Origin of the sequence: Paenarthrobacter sp. TE4293, assembly GCF_050435325.1 — a bacterium.
GTDB classification, from domain to species: domain Bacteria; phylum Actinomycetota; class Actinomycetes; order Actinomycetales; family Micrococcaceae; genus Arthrobacter; species Arthrobacter nitroguajacolicus_C.
In genome coordinates, this window is record NZ_JBNJRY010000001.1 from 65532 (window position 1) to 81486 (window position 15955).

Below are 15955 nucleotides of genomic sequence, written 5' to 3' on the forward strand. Positions count from 1 at the left end.
GAGATCCACGTGGCGAGCTTTGTAGACCGGGTAGTCCTGCACGTATCCGGCGGAACCGGCGGCCACGGCTGTGTCTCTGTAAAGCGGGAAAAGTTCAAGCCGCTCGGCGGCCCCGACGGCGGCAACGGCGGAAACGGTGGCGATGTCATCCTGAGGGTATCCGCGCAGACCACCACCCTGCTTGATTACCACCACGCTCCCCACCGCCATGCCACCAATGGTGGTCCGGGCATGGGCGACTGGCGCGGCGGCAAGAACGGCGAGACCCTGATTCTTCCGGTCCCTGATGGCACCGTGGTCAAGACCAAGGACGGCGAAGTCCTGGCTGACCTCGTGGGTGAGGGTACTGAGTACATTGCCGCCGCCGGCGGCCAAGGTGGCCTTGGCAATGCATCCCTTTCCTCGCAGAAGCGCCGTGCCCCGGGCTTTGCCCTTCTCGGCATCGAAGGTGAATCCAGCGACATCGTCCTGGAACTGAAGTCCATTGCCGATATCGCGCTGGTTGGTTTCCCCTCCGCGGGCAAGTCCAGCCTGATCGCTGCCATGTCTGCTGCCCGGCCGAAGATCGCTGACTACCCCTTCACCACCCTCATTCCCAACCTTGGTGTGGTTCAGGCGGGCGAGGTCCGCTTCACCATTGCCGACGTCCCGGGCCTGATCGAGGGTGCCAGCGAAGGCAAGGGCCTCGGGCACAACTTCCTGCGCCACGTAGAGCGCTGTGCGGCACTGGTGCACGTCCTTGACTGTGGAACCCTGGAGTCGGATCGGGATCCCCTCTCCGATCTCGCCATCATTGAGGCCGAGCTTGAGAAATACGCGGTTGACATGAGCTACGCCGGAGTAGACGGCGAAGTGGTTCCGCTGAACGAACGACCCAAGCTTGTTGTCCTCAACAAGGTTGACCTTCCCGATGGCAAGGACATGGCCGAGTTCGTTCGTCCGGACCTGGAAGCGCGGGGCTACCGTGTCTTCGAAGTCTCGGCAACCAGCCATGAGGGCTTGCGACAGCTTGGATTCGCCATGGCGGAGATCGTCAAGGCTGCCCGCGACGCCGTGGCAATTGCGCCGCCCAAGGTCGCCCCGCCCGTCCTGCGGCCGCGTGCTGTCAACGAGTCCGGGTTCAAGATCCGCCGCGAAGAAAAGAACCTCGAGCCGCTGTTCCGCGTTCTCGGCGAAAAGCCGGTCCGCTGGGTCAAGCAGACGGACTTCACCAACGAAGAAGCCATCGGCTACCTCGCAGACCGCCTGGCCAAGCTGGGAGTCGAAACCGAGCTCTTCAAGGTTGGCGCCAAGCCCGGCGACACCGTCGTCATCGGCGAGGACGATGGCGTGGTATTCGATTGGGAGCCCACCATGATGGCCGGCGCCGAACTCCTGGCAACTCCCCGCGGCACCGACATCCGCGTTGCGGATATCGGTGATCGTCCCACGCGTTCGCAAAAGCGTGATGAGCAGATTGAACGCCGCGAAGCCAAGGCCGCAGCCCGTGCCGAGCTGGAAGCCGAACGCAAGGCGGGCATCTGGACTGAATCCGTCAGCGGGCGTCGTGCGCAGACCGTGAGGGAGAGCACCCTGGACTCCGGTGATGACGACTAGGACCGTCGACGCGCCGAACATGGCAGAGGGCCTTGAACGCCAGGCACTCGCCACCGCCAAGCGGATTGTGGTCAAGGTGGGCTCTTCCTCGTTGACCAGCATCAAGGGCGGTATTTCCGAGAAGTCCCTGACCGGACTGGTGGATGCCCTCGCCAACAAACGCAACGCCGGTACCGAGATCATCCTGGTGTCGTCCGGGGCCATCGCTGCCGGCCTGGCGCCCTTGGGTTTGGCCAAACGGCCCAAGGACCTCGCAACCCAGCAGGCTGCGGCCAGTGTCGGGCAGGGTTTGTTGATGGCCCGCTACACCCAGGCCTTCAGCGCCCACGGGGTCACGGTCAGCCAGGTCCTGTTGACGGCCGATGACCTCATGCGCCGTACGCAGCACACCAATGCCTTCAGGGCGTTGGACCGGCTGCTTAATCTCGGCGTGGTTCCAGTGGTCAACGAGAACGACACCGTGGCAACCCACGAGATCCGTTTCGGCGACAACGACCGGTTGGCTGCCTTGGTGGCCCACTTGGTCCGCGCCGATGCGCTGGTGCTGCTCTCCGACGTCGATGCCCTTTACGATGGCCCGCCGTCCCAAGGTGCCCAACGGATTCCGTTGGTCCGTGGTCCCCAGGACCTTGAGGACGTCACCATCGGCAAAGCCGGCAAGGCCGGCGTCGGAACCGGCGGCATGATGACCAAGGTGGAAGCCGCATCGATTGCCGCGGGTTCCGGTATTCACGCCCTGGTCACCTCAACTGCCAACGCAGCGGCCGCCCTGGCAGGGGAGGACGTGGGGACCTGGTTTGCCGTCAACGGCAACCGCAAGCCCGTCCGCCTTTTGTGGCTGGCGCACTTGGCGACGGTCCACGGACGGTTGATGCTCGACGACGGCGCCGTGAAAGCCGTGCGCGAACGGCACAGGTCACTCCTTCCTGCGGGCATTTCGGAGGTCAGCGGTGACTTTGAGGCCGGTGATCCCGTTGAGATGGTTGCCCATGACGGAACCGTAGTGGCACGTGGTTTGGTGAATTACTCATCGGACGAGCTCCCGCGCATGCTGGGCCGGACCACCCAGGAGTTGGGCCAGGCGATGGGCCGGGGTTACGACCGCGAAGTTGTTCATGTTGACGATCTGGTGCTCCTGCGGGCGCCGCGCTCATCTAAACTTGGAGCATGACTGAAGCGCTGACCCCTGATGCCCCCGTGATTCCGGACGTTGACGGTGCCCCCGGGCAAACGCCCGAGCACCCTGTGGCAGGCGGCGCTCCACTCTCCACCGAGGATGTCCAGGCGGCTGTTCATGCCATTGCCGATCGTTCCCGTAAGGCTGCCCGCCGCATGGGACAGGCGAACCGCGCGTGGAAGGACCGTGCTCTTCGCGCCATCGGTGCCGCCCTGGTGGAGAACCGCAAGCACGTCCTGGATGCCAACGCCAAGGATGTGGCCGCGGGACGCGCCAATGGAACATCGGCAGCACTCCTGGACCGGCTGACGCTGACTCCTGCCCGGATTGACGGCCTGGTGGCGGCCCTGGAGAACCTGGCGGGTTTGCCGGATCCCGTGGGCAACGTTGTCCGGGGACAAACGCTTCCCAACGGACTGCGTCTTCGCCAGGTCAATGTGCCCATGGGTGTCGTGGCCGCCATCTATGAAGCGCGCCCGAACGTCACTGTTGATATTGCCGGGCTGGCCCTCAAGAGCGGCAACGCCGTGATCCTTCGCGGCGGTTCCGCTGCCGCCCACACCAACGAGGCACTGGTGCAGATCCTCCGCGAGGCACTGACTTCCGTGGGCCTGCCGGCCGATGCTGTCCAGACCGTGGACCAGTACGGTCGCGAAGGCGCCAACGTGCTGATGCGCGCCCGTGGACGCGTCGATGTCCTCATTCCCCGGGGAGGACGGGACCTCATCCAGACAGTGGTCACCAACTCGTCCGTCCCTGTCATCGAGACCGGCGAGGGCAACGTCCATATCTTCATTGATGAATCCGCCAACGAAGAGATGGCAGTAGAGATCCTGCTGAACGCCAAGACCCAGCGCCCCAGTGTCTGCAACACGGTGGAGACGCTTTTGGTGCACTCCGGCTCCACGGTCCTGCCGGCCGTTGCCGCCGCCTTGCGTGCGGCAGGTGTGAGGCTGCACGTCGATGAACGGGTCGCTTCCGCCCTGGGCGCCGGCGTGGAAACCGTTCCTGCCGATGACGAGGATTGGGCCACCGAGTACATGGACCTTGACCTCGCCGTGGCCATGGTTGACAGCCTGGATGCCGCAGTGAACCACATCCGGAAATGGACCACGGGGCACACCGAGGCCATCCTCACCAATGACCTGGCCAACGCCGAGAAGTTCATTGCCGAGATTGATTCCGCTGCCGTGATCGTCAACGCCTCCACGCGGTTTACCGACGGCGGGGAACTGGGCCTAGGTGCCGAGGTAGGCATTTCGACGCAAAAGCTGCACGCGCGGGGTCCCATGGGCCTCACGGAGCTGACCACCACCAAGTGGATCGTCCAGGGCGAGGGCCAAGTCCGCGGCTAGCAACGCGGTAACATAGAACAGAAGTCCGGAACGTCGGGGAGTCCCGCCGTGCAAAACCTTTGAGAACCAACTAGGGGAGAAGATGCTGTTTCAGCAGATCGCCACGTCCATTGCCGCCGAAACTGAAGGCGGTCACGAGGAACTCGCCCCGCTGTGGGCAGAGCCGTGGGTCTTCGGCATTGTGATGTTCGCTTTCCTGCTTGTCCTCATGTTCGTCACCCTGTCCTACACCAACCTGGGCAACCGCCACGAGGCCGTGGAAGAGCACTCCGACCCGCACCGCCAGCACCCGAACAAGCACACCCACGGGACGGGCCACTAACATTATCGCCGCAACACCGCGTGGGGAGTCGGGGCGCAGGCTTCGGCTGGGCGTGATGGGTGGAACCTTTGATCCGATCCATCACGGCCACCTTGTGGCTGCAAGCGAAGTCGCAGCCAAGTTTGGCCTTGATGAAGTGGTTTTCGTGCCCACAGGCCAACCTTGGCAGAAGTCTCACAAGCTGGTCAGTGAGCCGGAGCACCGTTATCTGATGACGGTGATCGCCACGGCTTCCAACCCGAGGTTCACCGTAAGCCGCGTGGACGTTGACCGTCCCGGCCCCACGTTTACCATCGACACCCTGCGTGATCTCAGGGCTCAGCGTCCTGACGCGGACCTCTTCTTCATCACGGGCGCCGACGCGTTGGCCCAGATCCTGTCGTGGAAAGACGTGGACGAGTTATGGTCCCTCGCGCACTTCGTCGGCGTAACCCGTCCAGGACATGAACTGAACGACCTGGGGCGGACAGACGACGTAAGTTTGCTGGAAGTCCCCGCCATGGCGATCTCCTCCACGGATTGCCGGACCCGCGTCGGTGCAGGTAACCCGGTCTGGTACTTGGTGCCGGACGGAGTGGTGCAGTACATCGCAAAATATGGACTGTACGCGCCTCAGCCTGTGACAGGGGATCTAGCGCCCGTACTGTCCGGATCAGACGACCAAGCACGTACTGAATGAGTTTTGAATGAGCAGCCAGGAACAGCGACCCATCCGCAGCAGGCGTGAGCTTCGTCGTGCCCGGGAAGAGCACCCGGAAACGCAGCCAGAGGCTACCTCGGAGCAGAAGGCAGCAGCAAAAGCCGAAACTGAGGGTGGCACCGACCGACCCGCCGGCCGAAACCGCCGCGTCGCTGACGGCCCGGTTGACGCTGTAGGCACTGCTGCGCAGGAGCGGTCCTCGCAGGTCAGGGCCCGCGACCGTGCTGCACTGCGGACCATCAAGGAGCTGGCGGACAAGGAAGAGCAGCTCTCCGGTGGTGGGCCTCCCACCCGTCGCCAGCTTCGCCTTCAGCAACTCCAAGCTGAAGTTGCTACGTCAATGAACCCGATCGTGCCCGCGCCGGGTTCGGCTGCGAATGCTGCAAAGACTGACGCCCCGGGAGCCCCGTCGAAGGACACGAAGAACGCGGCGACGGTCCAGGACTCGTCCGACCACAAGGACGGCTCCAACAACCAGGGCGCGTCCGACACCAAGGGCGGCCCCCAGGCCAAGGAGGCGGCCCAAGGCCTGGACGGACCCGGGGAAGCCGGAATGTCCGTGGAGCAGGCACTCGCTGTCCGTGAGTTGATTGCCGCCCAGGTACAGAACCAGACGGCCAAACTGGAACATATTGCCGAGCAGGATCCGTTGGCTGTCGATCCGGCGGTGTTGGCGGAGCAAATTGCCCTTGCCGAACGCGCAGCCGTATTGAACAAGCGCGCTGCAGCAAAGCAGAAGCTGGCTGAGCAAAACAAGGCTGAGCAAAACAAGGCTGAGCACGGTACATCGCCTGCGGCCACTTCCGGGCCTTCCACTGCCAACAACCTGGCCATGGTGACTCCTCTGGAGTTCGTCAAGGTTCCGGGCGTTGAGCGTCCGGTCATGAAGCGTCCCAGCACCACCTTCGTGCCTCTGATCACCTCGGCTGGTCCCAAGCTTGACGACGCCTCCCAGGGCAAGAAGCCAGGGTCGCGCGGCCGCGCCGGAGTCCTCGCCCGGGCGGAAGCTGTTGCCCGGTCCGCCAGGAAGAAGCCGGCAGCGCCTGCGGAGCCCAGCGAAGGGACGCAGCGCCCTCCGGTCTCTGCCAGCACGGCCTATGGGCTCGATCCTTTGGACGCCAATACGGCCGGACTGGCCCGGGCGCAGCGCAACCGGCTTGTGCAGTTCGGCGTCCTGGCTTTGGGCCTTGTTGCGCTCATCGTCGGCATCATCATGATCACCAGCGGATAGTTCCGCTTAATACGGCTTAGGCCACACCAAGGCCATAGGCCACTACAAGGAGTCCCCGTGTCTGCACATGAACAATCCATTACCCTCGCCCGTCACGCTGCGCGTGCCGCGGCGGACAAACTCGCCGAGGACATCGTGGCCTTGGACGTCAGCGAGCGGCTGGCGCTCACTGACGTCTTCCTGATTGCCTCCGCTCCCACCGAACGCCAGGTCAATGCGATCGTCGACGGTATCGAGGAAGAACTGCTGAAGCAGGATCTCCGTCCCGTGCGCCGGGAAGGCCGTTCCGAGGGCCGCTGGGTCCTGCTGGACTACGCGGACATCGTGATCCATGTCCAGCACGCTGAGGACCGGGTGTTCTATGCCCTGGAGCGCCTGTGGAAGGACTGCCCGGTAGTCGATCTCGAGCTTGGCGACGACGCCTCTGCCAAGGCTGTTTCCGCGGAGGACTCCGAGCACTAGGAAGGGACGGCGGCCGAATATGCCCGATTTGGAATTTTCGGAAACGCTGTTCTAAGATATTTGAGTTGCTTCGGAGCGGATGGCTGAAAAGCTGAACGTGAAGCAGCAAGAATATGGGGCTGTGGCGCAGCTGGTAGCGCACCTGCATGGCATGCAGGGGGTCAGGGGTTCGAGTCCCCTCAGCTCCACCAAGAAGGTCCTGCTTTCCTCAAGGGAAGCAGGACCTTTGTCGTTTCCGGCGTGCGTTTCAGTTTCCGGCAAGAGGCCGGTGCAAACGACGCGGCGTCAGCCGGCCGGACGCTGAGTCAGGGCCGGAAGCATGAATTCCCACATGTGGTCGATCCTGGCCATGACGTCTTCGCGCGCAGTCAGGACTTCGGAAACCATTTGCACTCCGGTGAATGATGCTATGAGGTACCGGGCGAACGCAGCCGGATCCAGATCGCTACGGACATCCCCCTCCGCCTGGGCCTGGGCCAGGAGTTGTTGGGCCGTGGTGATCCAGTCTTGGTAGGGACCTGAAACATCTGCCTGAAAGGCGGAGGCTTCGAACGTGAGCCGGATGCCTCCCCTGACGATTGGCTCGTCCAACAATTGCTGCCCGAACATCCGGCAAAGTCCGATGAGCTTCTCGAGGGCTGGGCGGTGGGAGGCGACGATGTCCGAGCCCGCGGCCTGCACCATGGCGTGCTGTTCATCGATGACGGCCAAGGCAAGTTCCCGCTTGGACGTGAAGTGGAAGTACAGCGCGCCTTTGGTCACGCCCGCGCGTTTGGTGATGTCAGCGAGGCTGGCATTTCCGTAGCCGATCTCTGCGAAGACCCGGGCGGCGCCTTCAATGACTGAAAGCCGGGTGTCTTGCGCACGTTGCTGCATCGGTGGTGGCGAACCTTTCGAGCGGGTGGGGCTGGCCCGTCTGTGGCGTGGAGCTGCGACGGCGCCGAGGGGACCCCATAACGCTATCACCGGGCTTGTCGTCCTGGCTCGGACAAACCGACTGCACGGTTTGGTTTCCCGCTCGACAGATCTTAGACTTCATGAGGGGCGAGGCCGGTTTACCACCTGCCCTGTGGCAGCCGGTTTGGGGGGAGGCGCAGTGGATTCGTCCAGTGCGCCTCGGCTGCTCCACCTGTGCGGGCCTGCCATTCAACGTGGCACAGTTCACATCGGGTCGATTTCGCTTCTCGATGGATTGTGGTTAGTATTGACGAGTTGCTTCGACGGGAAGAGAAATACTTCCCCGGGAATTCAACGGTATCCGGGGCTGTGGCGCAGCTGGTAGCGCACCTGCATGGCATGCAGGGGGTCAGGGGTTCGAGTCCCCTCAGCTCCACTTCGGAAAAAGACCCCGCTCACATGAGCGGGGTCTTTTTGCCTTCCAGGAACCGGTGCTCCTACTCAGGGGGTCGGGCGAATTCGGCGCCGCTGACGAACTCCACGCCTTGGAACGGCTGATCGCCGACTACCCGGGCGTTGTGGCCGGGCGGGATGGTGTAGGAATCACCGGCGGAAATGCTGATCTGACCTCCGTCGTCGGTTTCGACTTCGAGGCTGCCGGAGACGCAGAACCCCACATGGCTCAACTGGCAGGAGTCGGTACCTACGACGGGCTTAATGCAGTCGGCCCAGGTCCAACCCGGTTCAAAGGTCATACGGCCGATCGTGTACTCTCCGACGGTGACGAGGTCCAGCACTGTCTTGTCAGGACGGCGCGTCTCGTCGGGAGAGTTGTGGGACTTTACTTCCAGGTTCGTGACAACATTGACACTCATGGCTTCTCGCAAGGGAGGGGGAGCCGGATGACGGATAGTCCCGGCGCCTGGCTCCATGGCCGCCGCGACGTATGCCTGCCGCCGTCGACGTGGATTTAACACCCGGCGGGACAAACAGGTGTTTGCGTGCTGCACCCTCAAGGTTCCTCCCAAGCCCCGCCAAAGTCGAGACATCAACGCAACGAAAGCGAGAACCTTCATCGTGACGGCATTGGAACTGGAAGCACTGTTCGGCTCCCTGAGCAGGCTTCCGGACGTCGATGCGGACAACTTGCAAGCCTACGACGCGACAGACCGGATTCTGCTGGAAACAGCGGCCGACATGATGGGCGCGGATACCGAGGTCGTCATTATCGGTGACCGCTATGGTGCCCTGACGCTGGGCGCGTTGGCGGGGCTCGGCGTCGGGCATGTCCGCGTCCACCAGGACCTTTTTACCGGCAGGCTTGCGTTGGAGCGCAACGCCGCTGCAGCAGGCTTGGAAGGCCGCTTCACCCAGCATGAGCTGGGTCCGGAGTTGCTGGGCGAGGCGGAACTGGTACTTGTCCAGCTGCCGAAATCGCTGGCCGGGTTGGAGGAAATTTCCGACGCCGTTGCCCGGTTCGCAACTCCTGAGGCGGTGGTGCTGGCCGGTGGCCGCGTCAAGCACATGTCGACGGGGATGAACGCCGTTCTGGAGAAGTCCTTCTCGTCGGTCCAACCGCAGCTTGCCCGGCAGAAGTCACGGGTGCTGATCGCCAGGGATCCCCGGAAGGTCCCCGACGCCCCGCCGTACCCCGTCGCAGAACCACTGCAGGAGTTGGGTATCACGGTGTGCGCGCACGGTGCTGTTTTCTCCGGAGCCCGTCTGGATATCGGGACCCGTTTCCTGCTGACCTTCCTGGACCGGATCCCTGCGGCGGGCCATGTGGTGGACCTGGGGTGTGGCACCGGCATCCTGGCCACCATGTACGCTCGGCGCCATGAGGGGTCCAAGGTGGTTGCCACCGACCAGTCCGCGGCTGCGGTTGCCTCGGCCCGGGGGACGGTGGCAGCCAACGGGGTGGGGGAGCGGGTTACCGTCATTCACGATGATGCGATGTCAACGCTTGAGCCTGGCAGCGCGGACCTGATCCTGCTGAACCCGCCTTTCCATGTGGGAACCAGCGTCCATGCGGGTGCCGCGCTCAAGATGTTCCAGGCCGCCGCCCGTGTACTGGCTCCCGGAGGGGAGCTGTGGACGGTCTACAACAGTCATTTGCAGTACCGGAGCGCCCTTGAACGGCTGATAGGGCCGAGCTCGGAGGAAGGCCGCAACCCGAAGTTTACGGTCACGCGCAGCATCAAGTCGTGAGATGGCCGTCATCAAAGCGCGGACTGCATGGCCGTCACATACAATTCAGTGTCATCGTTACCAACCCCTGACTCCGGCGCCCGCGTGTGCTCGTATCCGTGGAGGCGTGGGTATCGTACGATGCAGGCACAGACTAAATTCGACGAAGTTTTTCCGAATGACGAGGGGCATCAGTGACTGAGATCCGGCAGCCGACACCGAGGCGCGGAACGAATCTACCCCGCATGGGGGACTTCAATCTGACCGTCATCCTGGAGGCGATCCGGCGGTCATCGATGGGACTGAGCCGTGTGGAACTGGCGCAGATCGTGGGCCTTTCCCCCCAGACGATTTCCAATATTTCCCGGCGACTCCTGGATCAGCAGCTGATCGTGGAGGCCGGCAAGGAAGGCTCAGGGCCGGGAAAGCCCCGGACCATCCTGCGCCTGAACCCAGCCGGAATGTATGCCGTGGGCGTCCACCTTGACCCCGCCGTCATCACTTTCGTGGTTCTTGACCTGTTGGGCGACGTCGTCAGGCACTCGCGGATGGCAACCCCTGGCGGGGACCCTGCGGGAGTGATCACCAGCATCGCGGAGCAGATTAAAGTCCTCGTTGAGGAGTCGGGCGTGGACGCGGGCAAGATCGCAGGCCTTGGCGTTGCTGTCCCCGGCCCCATCGACCTTGATGAAGGCTCCGTAGTGGAGCCCCCGTTGCTGACGCGGTGGAACCGGGTGCGTATTCGTGAGGCGTTGACCGAAGCCACCGGGCTGGAGACCCTGGTGGACAAGGATGTCACCAGCGCCGCAGTTGCCGAAACATGGGCGGGTGGTGCCAGCGGTGCCGGCAGCTTTGTGTTCATGTACATGGGAACCGGTATCGGTTGCGGCATTGTGCTCAATGACGAAGTAGTGCGGGGCACCTCGGGCAACGCCGGGGAAATCGGCCACATCGTGGTTGATCCAGGCGGCCCGCTCTGTGATTGCGGCCTGCACGGATGCGTTAAGTCTTCCTGCATTCCCCAGGTCCTGGTGGCCGAGGCCGAAGCGGCTGGAGTCTTGGACGGCCACCGCGACGGCGCAGACGGTCCGGAGGTCCAGGAACGTTTTGCCGAGTTGTGCGACAAAGCTGACGCAGGAGACGAAAAGGCCATTGCCATCCTGGATAAGTCGGCAACCCTCGTGGCGCGTGCCGTGTCCGTGGTGACCAACACCTTGGATGTGGAGCGTGTGGTCTTCGGCGGTCCCTTCTGGGGCCGGATGTCCCCGTACTTCCTGGATCGCGTTCCGGAACTCCTGGACAGGAACAATGCTGCCCGCATGATCCACGATCTTGAAGTAGTAGGAACCGGAGTGGGTGAGGACGTGGGCGCCATCGGTGCAGCGTGCCTTGTCCTGGAGCACATGCTGGCACCGCGCGCCCAGCGGCTCCTGCTGGAAGGCTGAATCAGCAGCACGTTTGACGGATTGGAGCACCATGGGCCGCCCAAGGAAGTTAGCCGCAGTCACGTTGGCCGCAAAGAAGCCGGCCGGCATGAAACCGGTGGCAGCAAAGTTTGCCGCCATTGTTTCCGTCGCAGCCGTCCTGCTGGCAGCGAGTTCCTGTTCGCCCACGCCTGAAGCGGCCGGGGACAAGAACCTGAAGATCGTCTACCAGAAAACGGATGCCTTTACGGCCCTCGATGCGGTGATGCAGGACGCCAAGAAGGAATTTGAGGCCGCCCACTCCGGGGTGACGGTGGAGCTTCAACCCATCCAGGCCAACGATGACGACTACGGGACAAAACTGGCGTTGGCCCAGCGTTCCGCGGACACGGCCCCGGACGTCTTCTACGAGGACACCTTCAAGGTGCGGTCGGATGTCGACGCCGGATACCTCCTCAAGCTCGACAGTTACCTTGAGAAGTGGGAGGACTGGTCCCTGTTCAACGAAGCAGCCAAGGCGGCCGGCCGTGCCGATGACGGCGGCATCTACGCGGTGCCGCTGGGCACCGACACCAGGGCCATTTGGTACAACAAGGCCGTGCTTCAGAAGGCCGGCATTTCCCTGCCTTGGCAGCCGAAGACCTGGGAAGACATCCTGACGACTGCCCGTGCCGTGAAGGCATCGGATCCCACGGTGACCGCCTTCAACATGTACGCGGGCAAGGGGACCGGCGAAGGCACGGTCATGCAGGGATTTTACGAGCTCCTCTACGGGACAGACAGCACCTTGTACGACGAGGATGCCAGGAAATGGGTGGTCGGGTCCCAGGGATTCACGGACTCCTTGGCCTTCCTGAAGACCCTCTACGACGAGAAGCTCGCAGTCACTCCGGCCGAGGCGCTGGATGCGAACGTTTGGAAGAAGGTTTTTGGCGAGTGGTTCCCGCAAGGCAAACTTGCGGCCACTGTGGAAGGTTCCTACACGCCGTCGTTCTGGCAAAAAGGCGGCGCCTACGAATGGCCCGGCTATGAGGAAGCCATGGGCGTAGCGAAGTTCCCCACCCGGAATGGCCAGGAGCCCGGCGGTGTCAGCATGTCAGGCGGATGGACACTGGCTGTGGGGGCAAAGAGCAACAACCCCGACCTCGCTTTCCAGTTCCTCACCACTGCGCTGAACAAGAAGAATGCCCTGGCCTACGACATCAACAATTCGCAGATCGCAGTCCGGACGGATGTTGCCTCGGACGCTGATTATCTTGCGGCCAACCCGTTCGTGAAGGATGTTTCAGACTTGGTGGCCGTAACGCATTACCGTCCTGCCACTGCTGATTATCCGCGGATTTCCGCGGCGGTCCAGGTGGCGACGGAATCAGTCGTGACCGGCAAGCAAAGTCCCGAGGACGCCGCCGCGGAATACGATGCCACCGTCCGGAAACTGGTGGGTGAGGACAAGGTCCTGGAGAAATGACCACCCGCCGCGTCCTGCGGCTGCTGCCGGTAGTTCCCTCCATTCTGCTGCTCCTGCTGTTCCTGCTGGCCCCGGTGGCGTGGTCGTTTTACGCGTCCTTCACCGATGCGGCGTTGACCGGCAAGGCGGCGAAGGATCCGCAGTGGGTGGGTGCGGACAATTACGTGAGGATGGTCAGCGACGACTCGTTTCCGCTTGCGGCATGGCTGACCCTCGTTTTCGTCGCAGCGTCCGCTGTTCTGGGGCAGAACGTCCTGGGATTGCTGATTGCCCTGCTGATGACGCGTTCACGGAAAGCAGTTGCTTCATGGGTAGGGACGGCGGTGGTTGCGGCGTGGGTGCTGCCGGAAATCGTGGCAGCGTTTGCTGCCTATGCCTACTTCAACCGGGAGGGCACGCTGAACCAGGTTGTGGGCATTCTTGGAGTCCACGGCCTGGATTGGCTGTATTCCTTCCCCTTGGTGGCGATCATCCTGGCCAATACCTGGCGGGGAACGGCTTTCTCCATGCTGGTGTATCGGGCCGCCCTGGCCGATGTGCCGCGGGACATCTCAGAGGCCGCACTGATGGACGGAGCCCGGGGATGGCAGCGACTCATGTTTGTCACCTTGCCGCTGATCCGGAGCAGCATCGCCACCAATTTGATGCTGATTACGCTCCAGACGCTGGCAGTTTTCACCCTGATCTGGGTCATGACGGCCGGTGGTCCTGCCAATGCCAGCACCACGCTGCCGGTGTTGGCCTACCAGGAAGCATTCAAGTTCGGTGACATCGGCTATGGCACGGCGGTGGCGTCGGTGCTGATCCTGTTGGGCATGGTGTTCGGTGCCATCTACGTCCGGCTCCTGAGGGAGCAACGGCCGTGACGACCAGCGGCGTGCGGGCGGGGGTACGGGATAAAGGCTCGACGGCGGGTGGCAGCTCCCGTTCCAGGGCCAAGCTGGTTGCGGACATCGCGTTGGCCGTGATCGGGCTCTGCTTCGTGGCGCCTTTGTTGTGGTTGCTGCTGGCCGCCGTCGATCCCCAGGCCGGGTACCAGACGAAGGTGCCGTCTGCGCCGTCGATGTCCAATTTCAGTGCCGTACTGACTCCTGAGCTGCTGTTCGTTCCGTTGGCCAACAGCTTGTGGTTGTCTGCCGGTACGGCCGTGGTGAACCTTCTCGCTGCCGTCCTTGCCGCGTATCCGTTGTCCAGATACCAGTCCCGGTTCAACAAACCCTTCATGTACACGGTCCTGTTCGGAACGTCGTTGCCGGTGACGGCGATCATGGTGCCGGTCTACGGGTTGTTCGTCCAATGGCAGTTGTTGGACTCCATGGCGGCAACCGTTTTCTTCATGGCAACCACTACCTTGCCGATGGCGATCTGGATGACCAAGAACTTCATGGACTCAGTTCCCTTGGAGCTGGAGGAAGCGGCGTGGATGGACGGGGCCTCGGCCATGACGGCGTTGCGGACCATCGTCCTTCCACTGATGAGGCAGGGGCTGGGTGTGGTGTTCATCTTCGTTTTCATCCAGGCATGGGGGAACTTCTTCGTCCCGTTCATCCTGTTGCTCTCACCTGGCAAGCAGCCCGCGGCGGTATCAATCTTCAGTTTCTTCGGCCAGCACGGAGCGGTTGCCTACGGCCAGCTGGCTGCGTTTTCGATCCTGTACTCGGTTCCGGTGCTGGTGCTCTACGCCCTGGTGTCCCGGGGCATGGGGAACTCCTTCGCCCTGTCCGGGGCAATGAAGGGATAACGGTGTATCAGTCGATGTCTTCGATGATCTGGCCGTAGGGTATGGACTCGTCCAAATGTGCCTGGTGGCCTGTTGACCCCGTGTTGTAAGTGATACGGACACCGTGGCGTTCGTCGGCGGCTGATTGCAGGAGGACGGGCCGCACAGCGTCGATGACGTGCTGGTCCTGGGTGGCGAGGTAGTTCTGATAGGCGGCTGGTAGCTGATGCATGGCAAAAGGATAGACCTCCGGACGCTGCATGGGGAGGGGTACCCATTGCGGCCCGGAACCGGGAGGACTTGGATAGAGTGGCCCCTGCAGGCGCAAGTACATGAGAGCCGGCACTCCATGCCGGTCGCCTGCCGGGAGACATGACGCCAGTGAGGGGACCACGAGTGCAACAGACCACAGCCACGACCGGAATCGACGCACCGGAGATGGCCCGTGCCCAGCAGCTCGTCGGCAGCATCATCCGTAGTTTCGAGAACAAGGTGGTGGGCCAGGGCAGGTTGCGTGAGACCTTGGTCATCGGGTTGTTGACGGGTGGCCATGTGCTGCTGGAGAGTGTTCCCGGCCTCGCGAAAACCACAGCAGCCCAGGCCATCGCTGAGTCGGTCAGTGCGGAGTTCCGCCGGATCCAGTGCACCCCTGACCTGCTGCCCAGCGACATTGCCGGCACGCAGATTTTCGATGCTGCCAAGGGGACTTTCGTCACGCAACTGGGGCCTGTTCATGCCAACATCGTGCTCCTCGATGAGATCAACCGATCCAGCGCCAAGACGCAGAGCGCCATGCTGGAGGCCATGCAGGAACGACAGACGTCCATCGGTGGCGAGTCCTACCCCTTGCCGCAGCCGTTCTTGGTGCTGGCCACACAGAACCCGATCGAGCAGGAGGGAACATACCGCCTCCCGGAAGCCCAAATGGACCGCTTCATGCTCAAGGATGTGCTGGACTATCCGAGCCCGGCCGAGGAAGCCGAAGTGATCCGCCGGATTGATGCGGGAGTGTTCGATGCGGACCGGAAGCCACCCGCAGCCGCCTCCCTCGACGCGGTGGTGCAGGTCCAGGAACTCGTGCGGCGGGTCTACATCGACCCAGCCATCGTCAGGTACATCGTGGGCCTCGCTTACGTCACCCGGAACGCTTCGCAGTATCTGGAGCCCAGGCTCGCCGACCTCGTGGAATTTGGCGCCAGCCCCCGGGCCAGTATCGCCTTCAGCCAGGCGGCCCGGGCACTTGCCTTGCTCCAGGGCCGTGACCATGTGATTCCCGAGGACGTCAAACGCCTCGCGCACCGCATTCTTCGCCACCGCATCATCCTGGGGTTCGATGCTGTGGTTGAAGGTATCGCGGTGGAAACCGTCATCGACGCCGTCGTGGCGTCTGTCCAGACACCGTAGCGGGGGCAACGA

General features: G+C 62.9%; 16 protein-coding genes and 2 tRNA genes. 15 read left to right on the forward strand and 3 right to left on the reverse strand.

Translation table 11 applies throughout. From position 1 onward, the window contains the following. Positions 1 to 9: 9 nt before the first annotated feature. The 8 genes from obgE (at position 10) to QF015_RS00380 (ending at position 7034) form a co-directional block, all read left to right on the forward strand. Complete coding sequence (gene obgE, locus QF015_RS00345; protein ID WP_310204239.1) at positions 10 to 1596, forward strand: GTPase ObgE; 1587 nt, start codon at positions 10 to 12, stop codon at positions 1594 to 1596. Then, entirely contained in the window at positions 1586 to 2767 is a 1182-nt protein-coding gene (proB, locus tag QF015_RS00350; protein ID WP_310204242.1) for a glutamate 5-kinase, read from the forward strand. The genes obgE and proB overlap by 11 nt, the downstream gene beginning before the upstream one ends. After that, a complete protein-coding gene (locus QF015_RS00355; RefSeq protein WP_310204245.1) occupies positions 2764 to 4128 on the forward strand; it encodes a glutamate-5-semialdehyde dehydrogenase in 1365 nt (454 codons plus the stop codon). The genes proB and QF015_RS00355 overlap by 4 nt, the downstream gene beginning before the upstream one ends. 82 nt (positions 4129 to 4210) lie before the next feature. After that, positions 4211 to 4450, forward strand: coding sequence for a hypothetical protein (locus QF015_RS00360; RefSeq protein ID WP_310204247.1), 240 nt, complete (start codon positions 4211 to 4213; stop codon positions 4448 to 4450). A 4-nt stretch (positions 4451 to 4454) separates the two neighbouring features. Further along, entirely contained in the window at positions 4455 to 5129 is a 675-nt protein-coding gene (gene nadD / locus QF015_RS00365) for a nicotinate-nucleotide adenylyltransferase (RefSeq protein WP_397336904.1), read from the forward strand. Between the two features lie 7 nt (positions 5130 to 5136). Beyond that, on the forward strand, positions 5137 to 6381 hold the full coding sequence (locus QF015_RS00370; RefSeq protein WP_429386157.1) for a hypothetical protein: 1245 nt from the start codon (positions 5137 to 5139) through the stop codon (positions 6379 to 6381). A 57-nt stretch (positions 6382 to 6438) separates the two neighbouring features. Next, a complete protein-coding gene (gene rsfS, locus QF015_RS00375; protein ID WP_310204252.1) occupies positions 6439 to 6843 on the forward strand; it encodes a ribosome silencing factor in 405 nt (134 codons plus the stop codon). 115 nt (positions 6844 to 6958) lie between these two features. Beyond that, positions 6959 to 7034 (forward strand) — tRNA-Ala (locus tag QF015_RS00380). A 94-nt stretch (positions 7035 to 7128) separates the two neighbouring features. Here the strand turns inward: QF015_RS00380 and QF015_RS00385 are convergent. Then, on the reverse strand, positions 7129 to 7719 hold the full coding sequence (locus QF015_RS00385; RefSeq protein ID WP_429386159.1) for a ScbR family autoregulator-binding transcription factor: 591 nt from the start codon (positions 7717 to 7719) through the stop codon (positions 7129 to 7131). Positions 7720 to 8103: 384 nt separating this feature from the next. On the opposite strand from QF015_RS00385, the gene QF015_RS00390 reads away from it, so the two are divergent. After that, positions 8104 to 8176: transfer RNA gene (locus tag QF015_RS00390), tRNA-Ala, on the forward strand. A gap of 61 nt (positions 8177 to 8237) precedes the next feature. Here the strand turns inward: QF015_RS00390 and QF015_RS00395 are convergent. Then, positions 8238 to 8615, reverse strand: a complete 378-nt coding sequence (locus QF015_RS00395; protein ID WP_310204258.1) for a cupin domain-containing protein — start codon at positions 8613 to 8615, stop codon at positions 8238 to 8240. 202 nt (positions 8616 to 8817) lie between these two features. On the opposite strand from QF015_RS00395, the gene QF015_RS00400 reads away from it, so the two are divergent. The 5 genes from QF015_RS00400 (at position 8818) to QF015_RS00420 (ending at position 14560) form a co-directional block, all read left to right on the forward strand. Beyond that, entirely contained in the window at positions 8818 to 9948 is a 1131-nt protein-coding gene (locus QF015_RS00400) for a class I SAM-dependent methyltransferase (protein WP_429386161.1), read from the forward strand. Positions 9949 to 10172: 224 nt separating this feature from the next. Continuing rightward, positions 10173 to 11372, forward strand: a complete 1200-nt coding sequence (locus QF015_RS00405; protein ID WP_310204263.1) for an ROK family transcriptional regulator — start codon at positions 10173 to 10175, stop codon at positions 11370 to 11372. Between the two features lie 88 nt (positions 11373 to 11460). Then, entirely contained in the window at positions 11461 to 12819 is a 1359-nt protein-coding gene (locus tag QF015_RS00410; RefSeq protein ID WP_310204266.1) for an extracellular solute-binding protein, read from the forward strand. After that, a complete protein-coding gene (locus tag QF015_RS00415) occupies positions 12816 to 13685 on the forward strand; it encodes a carbohydrate ABC transporter permease (RefSeq protein WP_310204269.1) in 870 nt (289 codons plus the stop codon). Before QF015_RS00410 ends, QF015_RS00415 begins: the two co-directional genes overlap by 4 nt. Further along, positions 13682 to 14560, forward strand: coding sequence for a carbohydrate ABC transporter permease (locus QF015_RS00420; protein WP_429386165.1), 879 nt, complete (start codon positions 13682 to 13684; stop codon positions 14558 to 14560). The genes QF015_RS00415 and QF015_RS00420 overlap by 4 nt, the downstream gene beginning before the upstream one ends. A 7-nt stretch (positions 14561 to 14567) precedes the next feature. Here QF015_RS00420 and QF015_RS00425 read toward each other — a convergent pair whose 3' ends face one another. Next, the gene (locus tag QF015_RS00425) at positions 14568 to 14771 is read right to left on the reverse strand and encodes a hypothetical protein (protein WP_310204272.1); all 204 of its coding nucleotides are present in this window, start codon (positions 14769 to 14771) and stop codon (positions 14568 to 14570) included. A 164-nt stretch (positions 14772 to 14935) separates the two neighbouring features. On the opposite strand from QF015_RS00425, the gene QF015_RS00430 reads away from it, so the two are divergent. Then, positions 14936 to 15943 (forward strand): AAA family ATPase, encoded by a 1008-nt coding sequence (locus tag QF015_RS00430; RefSeq protein WP_310204276.1) that lies wholly within the window; start codon positions 14936 to 14938, stop codon positions 15941 to 15943. Positions 15944 to 15955: the final 12 nt, after the last annotated feature.

Coding starts and splice junctions, on each gene's coding strand:
- QF015_RS00410 (WP_310204266.1), top strand. CDS start 11,461: ATGAAACCGGTGGCAGCAAAGTTTGCCGCCATTGTTTCCGTCGCAGCC.
- QF015_RS00425 (WP_310204272.1), bottom strand. CDS start 14,771: ATGCATCAGCTACCAGCCGCCTATCAGAACTACCTCGCCACCCAGGAC.
- QF015_RS00395 (WP_310204258.1), bottom strand. CDS start 8,615: ATGAGTGTCAATGTTGTCACGAACCTGGAAGTAAAGTCCCACAACTCT.
- QF015_RS00355 (WP_310204245.1), top strand. CDS start 2,764: ATGACTGAAGCGCTGACCCCTGATGCCCCCGTGATTCCGGACGTTGAC.
- QF015_RS00405 (WP_310204263.1), top strand. CDS start 10,173: ATGGGGGACTTCAATCTGACCGTCATCCTGGAGGCGATCCGGCGGTCA.
- QF015_RS00415 (WP_310204269.1), top strand. CDS start 12,816: ATGACCACCCGCCGCGTCCTGCGGCTGCTGCCGGTAGTTCCCTCCATT.
- QF015_RS00360 (WP_310204247.1), top strand. CDS start 4,211: ATGCTGTTTCAGCAGATCGCCACGTCCATTGCCGCCGAAACTGAAGGC.
- QF015_RS00385 (WP_429386159.1), bottom strand. CDS start 7,719: ATGCAGCAACGTGCGCAAGACACCCGGCTTTCAGTCATTGAAGGCGCC.
- proB (WP_310204242.1), top strand. CDS start 1,586: ATGACGACTAGGACCGTCGACGCGCCGAACATGGCAGAGGGCCTTGAA.
- QF015_RS00370 (WP_429386157.1), top strand. CDS start 5,137: ATGAGCAGCCAGGAACAGCGACCCATCCGCAGCAGGCGTGAGCTTCGT.